Below are 16,891 nucleotides of genomic sequence, written 5' to 3'. Positions count from 1 at the left end.
CTCAGCTCGCCTTGGCCTGCTGCGGCAGGTTGCGCTGGATGATCGCGTGGATCGCGTCATCGGCGCTGTGCAGCTGCTTGGCGTAGACGTCGGTGTCGAACACCTGGCCCTTGGCGGCCTGGGTCGGCAGCACCGTGCCCTTCTGGTCGCGCAGGCTCACTTCGGCCTTGATCGACAGGCCGATGCGCAGCGGGTGTTCGGCCAGCTGCTTGGCATCGATGGCGATGCGCACCGGCACGCGCTGCACGATCTTGATCCAGTTGCCGCTGGCGTTCTGTGCCGGCAGCAGCGAGAACGCCGAACCGGTGCCCAGGCCCAGGCTGTCGATGCGGCCCTTGTAGGTCACATCACCGCCGTACAGGTCCGAACGCAGCTCCACTTCCTGGCCCAGGCGCATGTGGCGCAGCTGGGTTTCCTTGAAGTTGGCTTCCACCCACATCTGTTCGGTCGGCACAACGGCCATCAGCGCGTTGCCCGGCTGCACGCGCTGGCCCACCTGCACCGAACGACGGGCGACATAGCCCGACACCGGTGCCACGATGCCCGCGCGGGCATTGTTGAGGTAGGCCTGGCGCAGCTGCGCCGCAGCCGCCTGCACGTCCGGCTGGGTGGCAATCACGGTGTCATCGACCAGCGCATTGTTGCGCTCGAAGGTCTCGCGCGACCCGGCCACGGCCGCTTCGGCGGCGGCCAGCTCATCGCGGGCGTGGGCCAGTTCTTCGTTGGAGATCGCACCGCTGGCGGCCAGGCCCTTGCGGCGGTTGAAGTCGTCGCGGACGCGCTTGAGGGTCACCTGGCGGGCATTCAAATCCGCCTGGGCGCCTTCCACGCTGCGGTACAGGCCGCGGGTCTGGCGCACGGTCTTGGCCAGGTTGGCTTCGGCCTGCTGCAGCGCCACTTCGGTGTCGGCCGGGTCCAGCTGCACCAGCAGCTGGCCACGCTCCACGCGCATGCCGTCATCGGCATTGATCGCCACCACGGTACCGCTCACCAGCGGGGTGATCTGGACCTGGTTGCCCTGTACGTAGGCGTCGTCGGTGTCTTCGAACCAGCGGCCGAACATGAAGTACCACAGCGCCAGCGCCGCCAGCAGCAGCACCACGATGACCAACAGGCCGCGCAGCAGCTTGCCGCGACGGGACGGAGCTGCCGGGGCGGCAGCGGGAGCGGATGTCTGGCTCATGGGATGTGTCTCAGGAATGCGTGGAATCAGGGGCGGTGGCGAGCGTGGCGGTATCACTGGACGGGGTGAACCCACCGCCCAGCGACTGGCTCAGCCGCACCGAAACAAGGATCTGCCGGGACTGCAGTTCGGCCAGCCGCTGCTGGGACACCAGCAACTGCTCTTCGACCACCAGCACCTCGAGGTAGCTGCCGATGCCGGCGCGATAGCGCTGCTCGGCCAGGTCATGGGCGGCGCGGGCGGTGTCCACCGCCTGCTGCTGCGCCGCGGCCTGGCTGGCCAGCGAGCGCACCGCGTTGACCTGGTCGGCCACGTCGCGCAATGCGTTCACCACCGACTGGTTGTAGTCGGCCACGGCAAGGTCGTACTGGGCGTCGGTCTTGTCCAGGTTGGCGCGCAGGCGGCCGCCATCGAAGATCGGCAGGCTCAGCGCCGGACCGAGGAAGGCAAAGGTGGAGCCGCTCTTGAGCAGCTGGTCCACTTCACTGGACACCACCCCGCCCAACGCGGTCAGGTTGAGGCTGGGATAGAACTGCGCCTTGGCCGCATGGATCTGGCGGTTGGCCGCTTCCACGCGCCAGCGCGCGGCGACGATGTCCGGGCGGCGGCCGAGCAACGCGCTGGGCAGCACGCCGGGCAACTGCAGCGCCAGCGGATTGAGCACCTGCGGGCGCGCGATCTGCAGGCCGCGGTCCGGGCCCTGCCCGACCAGCGCAGCCAGCGCGGTGCGGGCCTCGTCGATCTGCTGCTGGGCGGCCTGTTGCTGCTGCTGCGCAGCCGGAATGCGCGCTTCGGCCTGGCGGGTCTGCAGGTCGCTGTCGATCCCGGCGCGGCGGCGCTGGGCGGTCAGGTCCAGGGTCTTCTGGGAGCGCGCCAGCTCTTCGCTGGCCACGTCATGCAACTTGTAGGCATAGCCCAGCTGCGCATACGCCTCGGCGATGGCCGCCGACAGGTTCAGGCGTGCGGCCTGCGCGTCCACTTCGGCGGCATGGCCGCTGTCCACGGCCGCTTCCCAGGCGGCGCGCTTGCCGCCCCACAGGTCGATGCCGTAGCTGAAGCTCAGGTAGGCCTGGCCGCTGCCGGCATAGCTGCCACCGAGTTCGTCGCCGACCATCGATTCGGGCAGGCGCACGCCGGTGTACCCGCCGGAGGCGGACACGCTGGGCAGGCGCTCGGCGTGCGCGGTACCGATCTGGGCACGGGCCTGGCGCAGGCGTGCATCCGCCGCGTCCAGGCCCGGGTTGCGCTGCAGGCCTTCGGCGATCAGGGCGTCCAGCTGCGGGTCGCCCAAGGCGCGCCACCAGTCGGTGGCCGGCCAGCCGGGCTGGCTCAGCCCGGCGGCAGACAGGGTGCGCTGGGTCTGCAGGCTGTCGGCATCCAGCAGCGTGGCCTGCGGCTGCAGGCCGCGGCTGCTGGCACAGGCAGCCAGCGCCAGCGCGAGCACCGATACCAGCACCGGGCGCAGCGGCCGCAGCGAAGAAGTGCGATCAAGGGAGGAGGTCATGGCGTAATCAACGAGTCACGTACACGGGTCATGAGGGAAAGCAGCTGGGCGCGCTCGTCGGTGGACAGATCGCGCATGGCGTCATCGATGGTCTGGTCGCCGCGCTGCTTCAGCCGGGCCCACAACTGGCGGCCTTCATCGGTCAGTACGATCTGCAGCGCCCGGCGGTCCTGGGCATGCGGCTCGCGCCGCACACAGCCCATGGCTTCCAGCTTGTCCAGCAGGCGGGTGACCGCGCTGGGCACCTGGTCCAGGGCCTGGGCCAACTCGTTGGCGGTACACGGGGCCTTGACCGCGAGCACCTTCAAACCGAGGTAGTGGGTGAAACCAATGCCGAGGTTTTCCTCGGCCATCGACGTGTCGAGCTGACGGACAAGGCCGTCGCGCACCTGGCGCAACAGCAGCCCGAAGCTGGGAGGAGTGGTTTCAGGGCAGATCATCATGGGACGGCACTTTACTTCCAGAAAATATATTTCTCAATGGAAATATTTAATCTGGAACCAAATGCTGTGTTGCAGCAAAGCGGGTAATGCAGCGGTATGGCGAAACGGGTGGTCACCTTAATGGCCCGCTCAGGTGGCCGGGTATTACAATCTGGACAATGAATAACGTTTTCAGGCCAGAGGACGCCAACACCCTCCCTCCCGCCAAGGTGCGGCACGACGTGCTGGACTGGCTCGAACGCGACAACGGCCTGGCCGTGCTGGGATTCCAGATCGAGAGTGCGCGCGGGCTCGACCGCGAGATCGACTGGCACCAGCACCGTCGCGCCCAGCTGATCAGCGTCGAAGCCGGGCTGCTCAACATCCGCACCCGGCATGGCAATTGGTCGTTGCCACCCGGATGTGCCGGCTGGATGCCGCCGGGCGAGCCCCACACCGTGGGCATCTCCGGCCCGCTGCGTGGCTGGGGCCTGATCGTGTCGGCCGACATGGCACATGACCTGCCCGACCAGCCCTGCGTGGTGGCCATCTCCGACCTGCTGCAGGCGCTGGCCATGCGGGTGATCCGCTGGGCGCCCGCCGCCGCACCCGACCTGCGCCAGCAGCACATGATCGAGGTGCTGCTGGATGAAATCCGCAACGCGCCACGCCAGCGCATGCACCTGCCGATGCCGCAGGACCGGCGGCTGCTGCGGATTGCCTCGCAGCTGATCGCCAACCCGGCCGACGGCCGCAGCCTGGAACAGTGGGCGCACTGGGCCGGGTTGTCGCCGCGCAGCCTGACCCGCCACTTCCGCGACGAAACCACGCTCAGCTTCGCGCAGTGGCGCCAGCAGGCCCGCCTGGCCGACGGCCTGCGCCGGCTGTCCGACGGCCGCAGCGTGTCCGACATCGCCCACGAACTGGGCTTCAGCAGCCCCAGCGCGTTCGTCACCGTGTTCCGCCGGCACTTCGGCTGCCCGCCCGGGCGCTATCTGGCACGCAGCGGCCAGCCCCTCAATCCAACGCGCGGCTTGGCATCCCCGGCCGCATCCGGATAATCGACCGCCTGCGAGGGCGACAGCCGTCGCCGTCCCTTGCCACAGGTAACAATCCCGCATGACCGATCTTGCCCGCCCCGCCTTCCACGGCTTTGAACAGCTGCCCCTGCGCGAGTACGCCGAACGGGCGTACCTGGACTATTCGATGTACGTGGTGCTCGATCGCGCACTGCCGTTCATCGGCGACGGCCTGAAGCCGGTGCAGCGCCGCATCATCTATTCGATGAGCGAGCTGGGCCTGAACGCCGCCTCCAAACCGAAGAAGTCCGCGCGCACCGTGGGTGATGTGATCGGTAAGTACCATCCGCACGGCGACAGCGCGTGCTACGAGGCGCTGGTGCTGATGGCCCAGCCGTTCTCCTACCGCTACCCGCTGATCGAAGGCCAGGGCAACTTCGGTTCCACCGACGATCCCAAGTCGTTCGCGGCGATGCGTTACACCGAATCCAAGCTGACCCCGATCGCCGAGGTGCTGCTGGGCGAAATCAACCAGGGCACCACCGACTGGACCCCGAACTTCGACGGCACCCTGGAAGAGCCCACCTGGATGCCGGCCCGTCTGCCGCACCTGCTGCTCAACGGCACCACCGGCATCGCCGTGGGCATGGCCACCGACGTGCCGCCGCACAACCTCAACGAGATCGTCAGCGCGCTGCTGCACCTGCTGGACGACCCGGACGCGACCTCGGCCGACCTGTGCGAGCACGTGAAGGGCCCGGACTACCCCAGCTTCGCCGAGATCATCACCGCGCCGGCCGACCTGCGGAACATGTACGAAACCGGCTACGGCAGCGTGCGTGCGCGCGCGACGTACTTCAAGGAATCCACCAACATCGTCATCAACGCGCTGCCCTTCCAGGTATCGCCGTCGAAGGTGATCGAGCAGATCGCCGCGCAGATGCGCGCCAAGAAGCTGCCGTGGCTGGAAGACATCCGCGACGAGTCCGACCACGCCAACCCGGTGCGGGTGGTGCTGGTGCCGCGCTCCAACCGCGTCGATGCCGACCAGCTGATGGGCCACCTGTTCGCCACCACCGACCTGGAGCGCAGCTACCGGGTCAACCTCAACGTGATCGGCCTGGACGGGCGTCCGCAGGTGAAGAACCTGAAGATGCTGCTCGCCGAATGGCTGCAGTTCCGCGCCACCACCGTCACCCGCCGCCTCAACCACCGCCTGCAGAAGGTCGAGCGCCGCCTGCACCTGTTGGACGGCCTGCTGGTGGCGTTCCTCAACCTGGATGAAGTGATCCGCATCATCCGCACCGAGGACGAGGCCAAGCCGGCCCTGATCGCGCGCTTCAGCCTGAGCGAAGAACAGGCCGAGTACATCCTCGAAACGCGCCTGAAGCAGCTGGCCCGCCTGGAAGAAATGAAGATCCGCGGCGAGCAGGACGAGCTGGCCAAGGAGCGTGACAAGATCCTGGGCATCCTGGACAGCAAGGCCAAGCTGAAGAAGCTGATCCGCGACGAACTGACCGCCGATGCCAAGAAGTTCGGTGATGACCGCCGCTCGCCGCTGGTGCAGCGCGGTGCGGCCCAGGCCATCGACGAAACCGAGCTGGTGCCGAGCGAACCGATGACCGTGGTGCTCTCGGAGAAGGGCTGGATCCGTGCGGCCAAGGGCCACGACATGGACCCGTCCACGCTGTCCTACCGCGACGGCGATGCCCTGCTGGGCGCGGTGCGTGCGCGCAGTACCCAGCAGGTGGCGTTCCTGGACAGCGAGGGCCGTGCGTACTCCACGCTGATCCACACCCTGCCCTCGGCGCGAGGCAACGGCGAACCGCTGACCGGCCGCTTCTCGCCGGCCGCCGGCAGCCAGTTCCTGACCCTGGCCAGCGGGGAAAACAACACCCGCTTCGTGTTGGCCTCGACCCACGGCTACGGCTTCGTGACCCGTTTCGAGAACCTGACCGGGCGCAACAAGGCCGGCAAGGCGATGCTCAACCTGACCTCCGGCTCCCGGGTGCTGACCCCGGCCGTGGTGGCCAACCCGGAAACCGATCGCATCGTGGCGGTGACCAGCTCGGGCAACCTGCTGGCGATCGCCGCCAGCGACCTGCCGGAACTGGACAAGGGCAAGGGCAACAAGATCATCGACATCCCCAAGGCCAAGCTCGCCACCGAGCGCGTGGTCGCGGTGGTGTCGGTGGGCCCGGCCAACACCCTGCTGGTACGCAGCGGCACGCGCACCATGAACCTGTCCTTCAAGGACCTGGAAACCTACCTGGGCTCCCGTGCCACCCGTGGCCACCTGCTGCCGCGTGGTTGGCAGAAGGTGGAAGGGCTGGCGGTCGAATAACCGCACAGGACCGTAGAGCCGGGCTCTGCCCGGCTGCATCCGCACGTTGCGGTTTACCGCGTAGAGCCGGGCTCTGCCCGGCTGCAACCGCACGTTGCGCGTTTACCGCGTAGAGCCGGGCTCTGCCCGGCTGCAACCGCACGCTGCGGTTTACCGCGTAGAGCCGGGCTCTGCCCGGCTGCATCTGCCGCGCGTTGCGCGGTTGCCGGGCAGAGCCCGGCACTACGCTACGTGTCCGGAAAACGAAAAAGCCGGGAAATCCCCGGCTTTTTCGTTCGTCGCTGGCTGGCCGATGCTGGCGGGCGGACGATGGCTTCTGCAGCGTGCTGGCGAACGCTGGCTGGCGAGCAGAACCCGATGACGGGGCGGTGGATCGTCACGCATCCAGGACACCGTCTGGAGAAACAGCCCCCTTGGAGTCCAAGGGGGCGCGCAGACAGGCGCAGGGATGTGGAAGGTGATACGCCGCGGCCCGCGAGGTGCGTGGCACATCGTGGGGCTGATGCGCGTATGCGCGTCAGTGCGCGGCCGTACCCTTCGCATCCATCTTGCTGGTCTGGTACAGCGCCAGCCCGATCCGCTTGATCAGGCCCAGCTGCTGTTCCAGCCACCACGCATGGTCTTCTTCGGTGTCCTTCAACTGCACCAGCAGCATGTCGCGGCTCACGAAGTCCTGGTGCTGCTCGCACAGCTTCATGCCGGCAGCCAGGTTGTTGCGCACGCTGTATTCGGTGTCCAGGTCCTTCTGCAGCATCTCCTCCACGGTCACGCCCGGCTCGAAGCCATGCGGACGCATGTCCGGGGTGCCACCGAGGAACAGGATCCGGCGCAGCAACGCGTCGGCGTGCTGGGTCTCTTCTTCCATCTCGTGGTTAAGGCGCTCGTACAGCGCCATCAGGCCCTGGTCTTCGTAGCGGCGCGAATGGATGAAGTACTGGTCACGCGCCGCCAGTTCGCCGCGCAGCAGTTCCTTCAGGCACGCGATCACGTCCGGGTTGCCTTTCATGTGGGGGTGCTCCTGATCAATCAATGCGCGCATGGTGCCCCATCCAGAATTCCAATGATCTAATCGGAATCAGTTGCAGTTGCGCTTGCAGCGGCCTCCATGTGGCGTTCACAGCCCCTACAATCCAACGCAGACCACCATCGGGGGATGCTGCATGCGTCGTTGGCTTACGCGGTTGCTGTGGCTGTCGCTGTTGCTCGGCGTCGTTCTCATCGCCACGCTGTGGTGGCTGCTGCGCGGCAGCCTGGCGCAACTGGACGGCGCGCTGCCGGTGGATGGCCTGCAGGCGCCGGCCAGCATCAGCCGCGACGCACGCGGGGTGGTCACCATCGACGCGGCCAGCCAGGCCGATGCGATGCGGGCGCTGGGGCTGGTGCATGCGCAGGAACGCTACTTCGAGATGGACCTGATGCGGCGCAGCGCCGCCGGGGAGCTGGCCGAGCTGTTCGGCCCGGCCGCCGTGCCGGTCGACCAGCGCATGCGCGTTCATCGCCTGCGCGCACGTACCCACGCCCACCTGGCCGAGGCCACCGGCACCGATCCCCTGCCCCTGCAGGCCTATGTGGCCGGGGTCAACCAGGGCCTGACCGACCTTCGGGTGCGGCCCTGGCCCTACCTGCTGCTGCGCCAGCGGCCCACCCCCTGGCTGGCCGAGGACAGCGTGCTGACCGGGTTGGCGATGTACGCCGACCTGCAGGACCCCACCAACCAGACCGAACTGGCCCTGGCGCGCATCCGCGCGGTGGTGCCGCCCGCGCTCTACGCCCTGCTCAGCCGCGACGGCAGCGAGTGGGATGCACCGCTGTTCGGCGCGCCACGCGGCAATGCGGTGCTGCCGGGACCGGATGCGGTGGACCTGCGCACGCCCGCCAGCGCGCTGTCGGCCAGCGCCGCCGGGCACGCCGACCCGGACGTGCACGGCAGCAACAACTTCGCCGTGGCCGGTGCGCTCACCGCCGATGGCCGCGCGATCCTGGCCGATGACATGCACCTCGGGCTGCGTGCGCCAGCGCTGTGGTTCCGGGTGCGGCTGCGCTACCCCGACGCGCAGGCGCCGGGCGGCACGGTCGACGTGAGCGGCTTCTCGCTGCCCGGGCTGCCGGCGATCGTGGTGGGCAGCAACGGCCACGTGGCGTGGGGGTTCACCAACAGCTACATCGACAACGCCGATTTCGTGCACGTACCAGCGCATGCGCCCGGCACCCTCGACGGCATCACCACCCACACCGAACGCATCCGCGTGGCCGGCCAGCCGGACACCGTGCTGCGCGTGCGCGAGACGGCCTGGGGGCCGATCCTGCACGAGCGTCCCGACGGCAGCGGCGAGGCACTGCGCTGGACCGCACAACTGCCCGGCGCGGTGCGCCTGGACTTCGCCGACATGGCGCGCGCGGGCAACCTGGACGATGCACTGCGGATCGCTGACCGTGCCGGCATCCCCACCCAGAACCTGCTGCTGGCCGACCGCCAGGGCCGCATCGCTTGGCGATTGATCGGGGCCCGCCCGGACCGCAGCGCGGACTGCCCGCCGGCCGGCGCGGCCACGCCGGTGGCCGCACACTGTGCACCGTGGCCGATCCGCAGCGACGCCTCGCCGGCGCTGGTGGACCCGGCCAACCACCGCTTGTGGACCGCCAACGGGCGCGTGCTCGATGGCAGCGCGCTGGCAGTGGCAGGCAACGGCGGCTATGACCTGGGGGCGCGCGGGCGTCAGATCCGCGACGGTTTGTCGGCGAAAGAGCGCTTCGACGAACGCGACCTGCTGGCCATTCAACTCGACGACCGCGCCGTGTTCCTGCAGCGCTGGTGGACGCTGCTGCGCCGAGTGGTGGAACACAGCGACGACCCGGCGCTGCAGCGGCTGGAACAGGCCAGCCGGCACTGGGAGGGGCACGCCGCCGCCGAGTCTGTGAGCTACCGGATGACGCGTGGCTTCCGCGGCATGGTGCTGGACAGCGTGTCGGCGGGCCTGTTGGCACCGGCGAAGCAGCGCCTGGGCGATGCCTACCTGGAGCCGCGCCTGGCGCAGATCGAGGGCGTGCTCTGGCCGCTGGTCAACGAACGCCCGGCGCACCTGCTGCCACCGCCGTATGCCAGTTGGGAAGCACTGCTGGCCGACGCCGCCCGGCGCCTGGAGGCCGACCTGGCCGCGCAGGGACCAAACCTGGCCGAGCGCAGCTGGGGCGAGCGCAACACCGCCGCGATCTGCCACCCGGTCAGCCGCGCCCTGCCCGCCGTTGCCCGGCCGTGGCTGTGCATGCCGACCGACCGCCTGCCCGGCGACCGCGACATGCCCCGCGTGCAGGGCCCTGCGTTTGGCGCGTCGCAGCGCATGGTGGTGTCACCCGGGCACGAAGCCGACGGCATCATCCACATGCCCGGCGGCCAGAGCGGGCACCCATTGTCACCGTTCTGGGGCGCGGGGCACGAGGACTGGGTCAACGGCACGCCCACACCGTTCCTGCCCGGCGCGACGGTGCATACGCTCAGGTTGGTGCCGACGCGGGAATGACGGGGTCGCCGGAGGGTGACGGCGTAGCCGACCAACGGTCGGCTCTACCGCGAGGTGGCACCGCCCACCGCCGGCTTCAGCGTCGGCAACGTTCGATCAGGCTCAACAACGGCCCGGTCATCGCCGTGGTGACCAGCGCCATGATGACCAGCACCGCGAACAGGCGGTCGCCGAGGAAACCCAGTTCGTACCCCAGGTTCAGCACGATCAGCTCCATCAGGCCGCGGGTGTTCATCAACGCGCCCAGCTTCCACGCCTCATGGGTGCCCATGCCCGCGCTGCGCGCCGCGCTCCAGGTACCGAACAGCTTGCCCAGCGTGGCCACCGCGATCACCACCACGCACAGCAGCAAGTCGCTGGCCTGCAGCGCATCGGCACGCATGCGCAGACCGGTCATGGCAAAGAACAGCGGCAGCAGCAGCGTGACCGCGAACGGTTCGACCTTGGTGGCCACCGTATGCCGCAGGGTGGCGTTGCCCGACACCGCCACGCCGGCGGCGAACGCGCCAAACAGCGCATGGATGCCCAGCATTTCAGTGACCAGCGCGCAGCCCAGCGCCATCAGCAGCATCACCAGCAGCCAGCGGCCTTCCTGGCCGGCTGCAATCATCTGCCGCGAGAACCACGGCCGCACCAGGCCCAGCATCACACCGACGAACACCACCACACACACCAGGTTGAGCGCCGCCGGCACCCAACCCTGTGCCTGCGCGGCCGCCACGATCAGCGCCAGCAGGCACCACGCGGTGGCATCGCCGAGCGCGGCGCAGGCGATGGCGGTCTGGCCCAACGGCGTGCTGGTCATGCCCCGGTCGGCCAGGATCCGCAGCAGCACCGGGAACGCGGTGATGCTCAGTGAAATGCCCACAAACAGGGCGAAGCCGGTAAACCCGATCCCGCTGGGTGCGTGCGCGCCGTACAACCAGATCGCCAGGGCCACGCCCAGTAAGAACGGCACCGCGATACCGGCATGGCTGACCACGAACGCAAACCGTCGGCGGCCGCGCAGCCCGCCCAGGTCCAGTTCGGCACCGGCCACCAGCAGGAACATCAGCACGCCCAGCTGGCTGAGCAGCCCCAGCGACCCCAGCGAGGCGGCCGGAAACAGCGCGCCGTGCACCTGCGGCAACAGCGCCCCCAATACCAGCGGGCCCATCATCAGCCCGGCGGCCATCTCGCCGATCACGCCCGGTTGGCCAAAACGCCGGAACAGCCAGCCGGCGCCCTTGGCCACCAGCAGCAGCACCAGCAGCTGCATCAGGAACAGGCCCAGCGGGGCGTGCAGGTGCGCGGCCCAGTCGGCGCCCAGCGACGATTGCGCCCGTTCTACCTGCACCGCCACCGTCGGGCCGGCGTACCGCGCCAGGCCCAGGCCTACCAGCAACGGCAACCCCACCCAGCCCAGGTACCGCCAGGCCAGCCCGCCGCGGCGCATGCCGCCGGTGGTATCTGCTTCCATTCCCGATCCCCATCGATTGACGGAGCGATTCTACGGGCTGGCGGCATTCCCGCCAGCCCTGCCGCGTGCGATCAGGCCAGCGCCTGCTCGTGCACCCCGGCCACTGCACGCCCCGACGGATCGGCCATCGTGGCGAAGCTGGCGTCCCAGGCGATCGCCGCCGGCGAGGAGCACGCGATCGACTTGCCACCGGGCACCGTTTCCGCCGCGGCCTGGGTCGGGAAGTACTGCTCGAACACGTGGCGGTAGTAGTACGCCTCCTTGGTCTGCGGCGGGTTGTGCACGAAGCGCTTGTCGGCCGCGGCCATCACCCGGTCGCTGATCTGCGCCTCGGCGTGCGCCTTCAGCCCGTCGATCCAGCCATAGCCGACGCCATCGCTGAACTGCTCCTTCTGCCGCCACAGGATCGACTCGGGCAGGTACCCTTCGAACGCTTCGCGCAGCACCGCCTTTTCGATCCGGCGTGCGCCCTGCGGTCCCTGCCCGACCATCTTGTGTTTGGCGTCGATGCGCATGGCCACATCGAGGAATTCGCGGTCCAGGAATGGCACGCGCGGCTCCACGCCCCAGGCCATCATCGACTTGTTGGCGCGCAGACAATCGTAGTTGTTGAGCGCATCGAGCTTGCGCACCAGCTCTTCGTGGAATTCGCGTGCGTTGGGTGCCTTGTGGAAGTACAGGTAGCCGCCGAAGATCTCGTCGCTGCCCTCGCCGGACAGCACCATCTTTACCCCCATTGCCTTGATCCGCCGCGCCAGCAGGAACATCGGCGTGGAGGCGCGGATGGTGGTGACGTCGTAGGTTTCCACGTGGCGGATCACCTCCGGCAGTGCGTCCAGGCCTTCTTCGAAGGTGTACTCGAAGCCGTGGTGCACGGTGCCCAACGCCTCGGCGGCGATGGCCGCGGCGGCCAGGTCCGGCGAGCCCTTCAAGCCGATGGCGAACGAATGCAAGCGCGGCCACCACGCTTCGCTCTGGTCGCCATCCTCGATGCGGTGCCGTGCGTAGCGCGCGGCCACGGCCGCCACCAGCGAGGAATCCAGGCCGCCGGACAGCAGCACGCCGTAGGGCACGTCGGTCATCAGCTGGCGGTGCACCGCGCGCTCGAAGGCTTCGCGCAGTTCCACCCGGTCGGCCTCCACGCCTTCCACCGCGTCGTAGTCACGCCACGGGCGCTCGTAGTAGCGGGTGAGCGTATCGGTGGCGCTGTCGTACCAGTGGCCCGGCGGGAACTGCGCGGCATCGGCGCAGATGTCCACCAGCGACTTCAGCTCCGAGGCGACCACCAGGCGGCCGTCCTTGTCGTGGCCCCAGTACAGCGGCACCACGCCGATCGGATCGCGCGCGATCAGCACGCGCTGCTGGTCGCGGTCCCACAGCGCGAAGGCGAAGATGCCGTTGAGGCGGTTGAGGAACGAGGCCGGGCTGTCCTCGCGGTACAGCGCGTTGATCACCTCGCAGTCCGAACCGGTCTGGAACGCGTAGGGCTGGGCCAGCTCGGCCTTCAGTTCGGTGTGGTTGTAGATCTCGCCGTTGACCGCCAGGGCCAGCTGGCCGTCCGCCGACAGCAGCGGCTGCGAGCCGCCGGCCGGGTCGACGATGGCCAGCCGCTCATGCACCAGGATGGTGCCGGCATCGACGTACACCCCGCTCCAGTCCGGGCCGCGATGGCGTTGGCGCTGGGAAAGGTCCAGCGCATGGCGGCGCAGGGTGGGAAGGTCGTCGCCGGCCTGCAGGCCGAAAATACCGAAGATCGAACACATGGGAACAGCTCCTGATGATGGGGGAATACACGGGGTGCATGCGTTCGAGCGGCCATAAAAAAACCCGCATCGGACGATGCGGGTTTTCTGGAGTCCGGGCGTGGTACGTGTACTAGCCCTGATCGCAGTCCCGCATCGGCCGCGCACGATTATTCGCGCGCAGATTGCTGCGGTTGGTATTGGTGACGGCGGTGGCCAGGAACGAGGACATGGATCGACCGTAACCGGGTTTTAGCGGCCGTGCAACTGTTGCGATGGCAACCATGCGCGCCCCGGCACCGCGCGGGTACAGCCGACGGGGGCGATAATCACGCCCCCCTGTGCACGACCCGGCTGGAATGACCCTTCGCATCGGACGCATCGCCCCACGCCTGGGCGGCACCGCCCTCACCCTTGTCCTGGCCGCCTGCGCCAGCACGCCCTCGCGCACTCCTGCCCCCCTGGTCCACGAGGTGGAGGCCAAGGCCGCCGACGGACGCTTCGACAGCGCCTGGGAAGCCGCCCGCACCTATGAACGGTTCAACGACCCGCGCGCCGTGGGCTGGTACGAGCGTGCCGCGGCAGCGACGCCGTGGACGTTCCACAACCCGCAGGCCGAAGAGGCGCTGGGCCGGATCTGGACCAACGGCGAGCTGCTGCATGCCGACGGGCCCAACGTGGTCCAGGGCACCGCGCTGCGCCCCTCGCCGCGCCGGGCCGAGCGCTGGTACCGCACCGCAGCCGGGCACGGCAATCCGATGGCCATGCTGATGCTGGCCCGGTTCCATCGCGAGCGGGGCGAAGCGGCCAGCGCGCTGCGCTGGGACCTGCGCGCGACGATCTACAACCACATGCCCTCCGAATCGTCGCGGCTGCCGCTGGCCATCGCGCCGCAGGACGGTGCGCTGCACCCGCGGGTGGTCGACATCCAGCGGCGCGCACGGCGCGGCGACGCCGATGCCCAGGTGGACCTGGGCACGCTGTACGAAACCGGGATGGGCGGCCTGCCCCGCGATGGCCACCAGGCACTGCGCTGGTATCGGCAGGCGGGCGACCAGGGCAATGTCTACGGGCAGTACTTCAGCGGGCTGCTGCTCGGCCGCGGCCGCGCGGGCGTGACCCGCGACCTGGACGCCGCCGCCGGCTGGTTCGCCAAAGCCGAGGCCCAGCAGTTCTACCTGGCCGGCGAATCGTACTGGCGCGAGCGGATCAAAGCGCCGTTCTGGACCTTCGACTGACCCCGACCCGGTAGAGCCGACCGTTGGTCGGCTGCCCGCCCAGACCGGTAGAGCCGACCGTTGGTCGGCTGCACGTGCCGGCATCAACGGCAGCCGACCAACGGTCGGCTCTACCGCGTATTCCGCGCTGGAAGGTCTGTACACACTCCGCCGCTGCCTTCAAGACTGCCGCCTGCGCCGCCCATCACCCAGAATGCCCGCATGACCACCGCCCTTTTCCGCGACGACACCATCACCCGCGCGCGCATGCAGACGATCATTGCCGCGCATCCGCGTGCGGCCGTCTTCGAAGGCTGCATCTTCGACCACGGCGACTTTTCGCGCCTGGACATGGACGGCTTCCAGTTCAACCAGTGCTCGGTCGCCGGTGCGAACTGGCTGGCCGCGTCGCTGGAGGAAAGCCAGTGGCTGAAATGCCGCGGCGGGCAGTGCGATTTCAGTTCCGCGCTGCTCAGCGATGCGCGCTTCTCGCATTGCGATCTCAACAACAGTCACTGGCGTCGCGCCACGCTGTCCTCGGTGCAGTTCCACGACTGCAAGCTCACCGGCGCACACCTGCAGGAAGTAACCGGCTGGGCGCTGGAGTTCCGCGATTGCCTGCTGGTCAGTGCCGACCTGCGCGGGCTTTCGTTCCGCAAGGCCGACCTGCAGGGCATGGATTTTTCGGATGCGGAACTGTCCGGCTGTGACTTCCGCGATGCGGTGTTCACCGGCGGCAGCCTGCGCAACGCACAGACCCGGCTGACCCGGTTCGAGGGCGCCGACCTGCGCGGTACCGACATCAGCGGACTCAACGTGATGGACGCCAAGCTGTTCAAGAAGGCGGTGATTTCGCAACGGCAGGCCGCCGCAGCGCTGGCCGCGTTCGGCTTGATCGTGGCCTAGGACGAACCGACCCACGGTCGGTTCCTGCCCGCGGCCGCCCCGGCCGGCATGACCGCCATCGTCCGACGGTGGATTCCACCCGCCGGCCTCAGGCCAGCAAGCGCTCGATCAGCCGCTGGTACAGCGCCGGCAGCTGTTCCAGATCGGCCACCCGCACGTTCTCGTCCACCTGGTGGATGCTGGCATTGACCGGCCCCACTTCGATGCACTGCGCGCCCAGCGGCGCGATGAAGCGCGCGTCGGAGGTGCCGCCGCCGGTGCTTTCTTCCGGCGGTGCGCCGGCGAACGCGCCCAGCACCTCACGCGCCACACGTCGCAGGGTGCCTTCGGGGGTGTAGAACGGCTCGCCGCTGCGGTGCCATTTCAGCGCGTAGTCCAGGCCATGCGCATCCAGCAGCGCGCCAATGGCCTGTTCCAGCATCGGCGCGTTCCAGTGCGGGTTGTAGCGCAGGTTGAACAGCACCTGCAGCTCGCCCGGAATCACGTTGTTGGCACCGGTGCCGGCGTGGATGTTGGAGACCTGCAGGCTGGTCGGCGGGAAGCTCTCGAAGCCATCGTCCCAGTGCCGTGCGGTGAGTTCCGCCAGTGCCGCAGCGGCCAGATGGATCGGATTGCGCGCCTTGTCCGGATAGGCCACATGACCCTGCACGCCCTTCACCGTCAGCGTCGCTGACAGGCTGCCGCGGCGACCCACGCGCAGCAGGTCGCCCAGCACCGCAGTGGAGGACGGCTCGCCGGTGATGCACCAGTCGATAGCCTGGCCGCGTTCGCGGAAGATGTCGGCCACGCGACGCACACCGTCGATGGCGTCGCCTTCCTCGTCGCTGGTCAGCAGCACGGCCAGCGTGCCCGGATGCTCCGGATGGGCGGCCACGAACTGCTCGGCGGCGACCACGAACGCGGCCACGCTGCCTTTCATGTCGGCCGCGCCGCGCCCGTACAGCACGCCGTCACGAATCTGCGGATCGAACGGATCATTCGTCCAGGCCTCGACCGGCCCGGTGGGCACCACGTCGGTATGCCCGAGCAGCACCAGCACCGGCGCGCCCTGCCCGTGCGTGGCCCACAGATTGTCGACCTCGCCCAGGCGCAGGTGTTCGCAGTGGAAGCCGCCAGCCGCCAGCCGCGCAGCGAGCAACCGCTGGCATCCGGCGTCGTCGGGGGTGACCGACCTCCGTGCGATCAGGTCGCAGGTCAGCGCAAGCACATCGCTCACGCGCCGACCCCGAACCGCTGCTTGAAGCCGTTGTCAGTGAACCCCTGGGTCATGACGCCATCGGCGGTGACCACCACCGGGCGCTTGATCAGCTGCGGGTGCTCGCGCAACAGCAGCTTCCACTCGGCATCGGACGCGGCCGCCTTGCGGTTGTCCGGCAGCTGCCGCCAGGTGGTCGACGATTTGTTGACCAGGGCAGCGAAGCCGCCGGCCTGCCCGGCCCAGTCGACCAGCGTTTCCGGTGTCGGCTTCGCTTCGCGGTAGTCGACAAACGCATACGGCACCGCGAAACGGTCCAGCCACTTGGTGGCCTTCTTGCAGGTGTCGCAGTTCTTCAACCCATACACGGTGGTGGTCATGG

General features: G+C 68.7%; 13 protein-coding genes. 5 read left to right on the top strand and 8 right to left on the bottom strand.

The genetic code is table 11. The features are described 5' to 3' along the window. Position 1: 1 nt before the first annotated feature. Genes emrA through GQ674_RS05595 form a run of 3 tightly spaced genes read right to left on the bottom strand, consistent with a single transcriptional unit; the run spans position 2 to position 3,127 of the window. Positions 2-1,183, bottom strand: a complete 1,182-nt coding sequence (gene emrA, locus GQ674_RS05605; protein WP_128095538.1) for a multidrug efflux MFS transporter periplasmic adaptor subunit EmrA — start codon at positions 1,181-1,183, stop codon at positions 2-4. A 10-nt stretch (positions 1,184-1,193) separates the two neighbouring features. Further along, the gene (locus tag GQ674_RS05600) at positions 1,194-2,687 is read right to left on the bottom strand and encodes an efflux transporter outer membrane subunit (protein WP_159496297.1); all 1,494 of its coding nucleotides are present in this window, start codon (positions 2,685-2,687) and stop codon (positions 1,194-1,196) included. Continuing rightward, positions 2,684-3,127, bottom strand: a complete 444-nt coding sequence (locus GQ674_RS05595) for a MarR family transcriptional regulator (protein ID WP_128095543.1) — start codon at positions 3,125-3,127, stop codon at positions 2,684-2,686. The genes GQ674_RS05600 and GQ674_RS05595 overlap by 4 nt, the downstream gene beginning before the upstream one ends. Before the next feature lie 161 nt (positions 3,128-3,288). Between GQ674_RS05595 and GQ674_RS05590 the strand changes: the two genes are divergently transcribed. Together GQ674_RS05590 and parC are read left to right on the top strand one after the other, a co-directional pair. Next, a complete protein-coding gene (locus GQ674_RS05590; protein WP_159496296.1) occupies positions 3,289-4,170 on the top strand; it encodes a helix-turn-helix transcriptional regulator in 882 nt (293 codons plus the stop codon). A 58-nt stretch (positions 4,171-4,228) separates the two neighbouring features. Next, entirely contained in the window at positions 4,229-6,472 is a 2,244-nt protein-coding gene (gene parC / locus GQ674_RS05585; RefSeq protein WP_159496295.1) for a DNA topoisomerase IV subunit A, read from the top strand. Positions 6,473-6,989: 517 nt separating this feature from the next. On the opposite strand, the gene bfr is transcribed toward parC, so the two are convergent. Continuing rightward, on the bottom strand, positions 6,990-7,478 hold the full coding sequence (bfr, locus tag GQ674_RS05580; protein ID WP_159496294.1) for a bacterioferritin: 489 nt from the start codon (positions 7,476-7,478) through the stop codon (positions 6,990-6,992). Between the two features lie 154 nt (positions 7,479-7,632). On the opposite strand from bfr, the gene GQ674_RS05575 reads away from it, so the two are divergent. Beyond that, positions 7,633-9,990, top strand: coding sequence for a penicillin acylase family protein (locus GQ674_RS05575; RefSeq protein ID WP_159496293.1), 2,358 nt, complete (start codon positions 7,633-7,635; stop codon positions 9,988-9,990). Positions 9,991-10,066: 76 nt separating this feature from the next. On the opposite strand, the gene GQ674_RS05570 is transcribed toward GQ674_RS05575, so the two are convergent. Further along, positions 10,067-11,449, bottom strand: coding sequence for a cation:proton antiporter (locus GQ674_RS05570; RefSeq protein WP_159496292.1), 1,383 nt, complete (start codon positions 11,447-11,449; stop codon positions 10,067-10,069). 71 nt (positions 11,450-11,520) lie between these two features. After that, positions 11,521-13,212: an asparagine synthase B gene (gene asnB / locus GQ674_RS05565; protein WP_159496291.1), complete on the bottom strand. Its 1,692-nt coding sequence runs from the start codon at positions 13,210-13,212 to the stop codon at positions 11,521-11,523. Between the two features lie 338 nt (positions 13,213-13,550). Here asnB and GQ674_RS05560 point away from each other — a divergent pair, with 338 nt between their 5' ends. Together GQ674_RS05560 and GQ674_RS05555 are read left to right on the top strand one after the other, a co-directional pair. Further along, a complete protein-coding gene (locus GQ674_RS05560) occupies positions 13,551-14,429 on the top strand; it encodes a tetratricopeptide repeat protein (protein WP_159496290.1) in 879 nt (292 codons plus the stop codon). A 201-nt stretch (positions 14,430-14,630) separates the two neighbouring features. Then, on the top strand, positions 14,631-15,314 hold the full coding sequence (locus tag GQ674_RS05555) for a pentapeptide repeat-containing protein (RefSeq protein ID WP_159496289.1): 684 nt from the start codon (positions 14,631-14,633) through the stop codon (positions 15,312-15,314). A gap of 88 nt (positions 15,315-15,402) precedes the next feature. Here the strand turns inward: GQ674_RS05555 and dapE are convergent, their stop codons facing one another. Together dapE and GQ674_RS05545 are read right to left on the bottom strand one after the other, a co-directional pair. Then, complete coding sequence (dapE, locus tag GQ674_RS05550; protein ID WP_159496288.1) at positions 15,403-16,530, bottom strand: succinyl-diaminopimelate desuccinylase; 1,128 nt, start codon at positions 16,528-16,530, stop codon at positions 15,403-15,405. Next, positions 16,527-16,889, bottom strand: a complete 363-nt coding sequence (locus tag GQ674_RS05545; RefSeq protein ID WP_038689439.1) for a Spx/MgsR family RNA polymerase-binding regulatory protein — start codon at positions 16,887-16,889, stop codon at positions 16,527-16,529. Before GQ674_RS05545 ends, dapE begins: the two co-directional genes overlap by 4 nt. Positions 16,890-16,891 lie beyond the last annotated feature (2 nt).

Origin of the sequence: Stenotrophomonas sp. 364 (assembly GCF_009832905.1) — a bacterium.
In the GTDB taxonomy this organism is placed as follows: domain Bacteria; phylum Pseudomonadota; class Gammaproteobacteria; order Xanthomonadales; family Xanthomonadaceae; genus Stenotrophomonas; species Stenotrophomonas maltophilia_AP.
The sequence above is the reverse complement of the archived record's forward strand: the minus strand, read 5'-3'. Positions and strand labels throughout refer to the sequence as shown.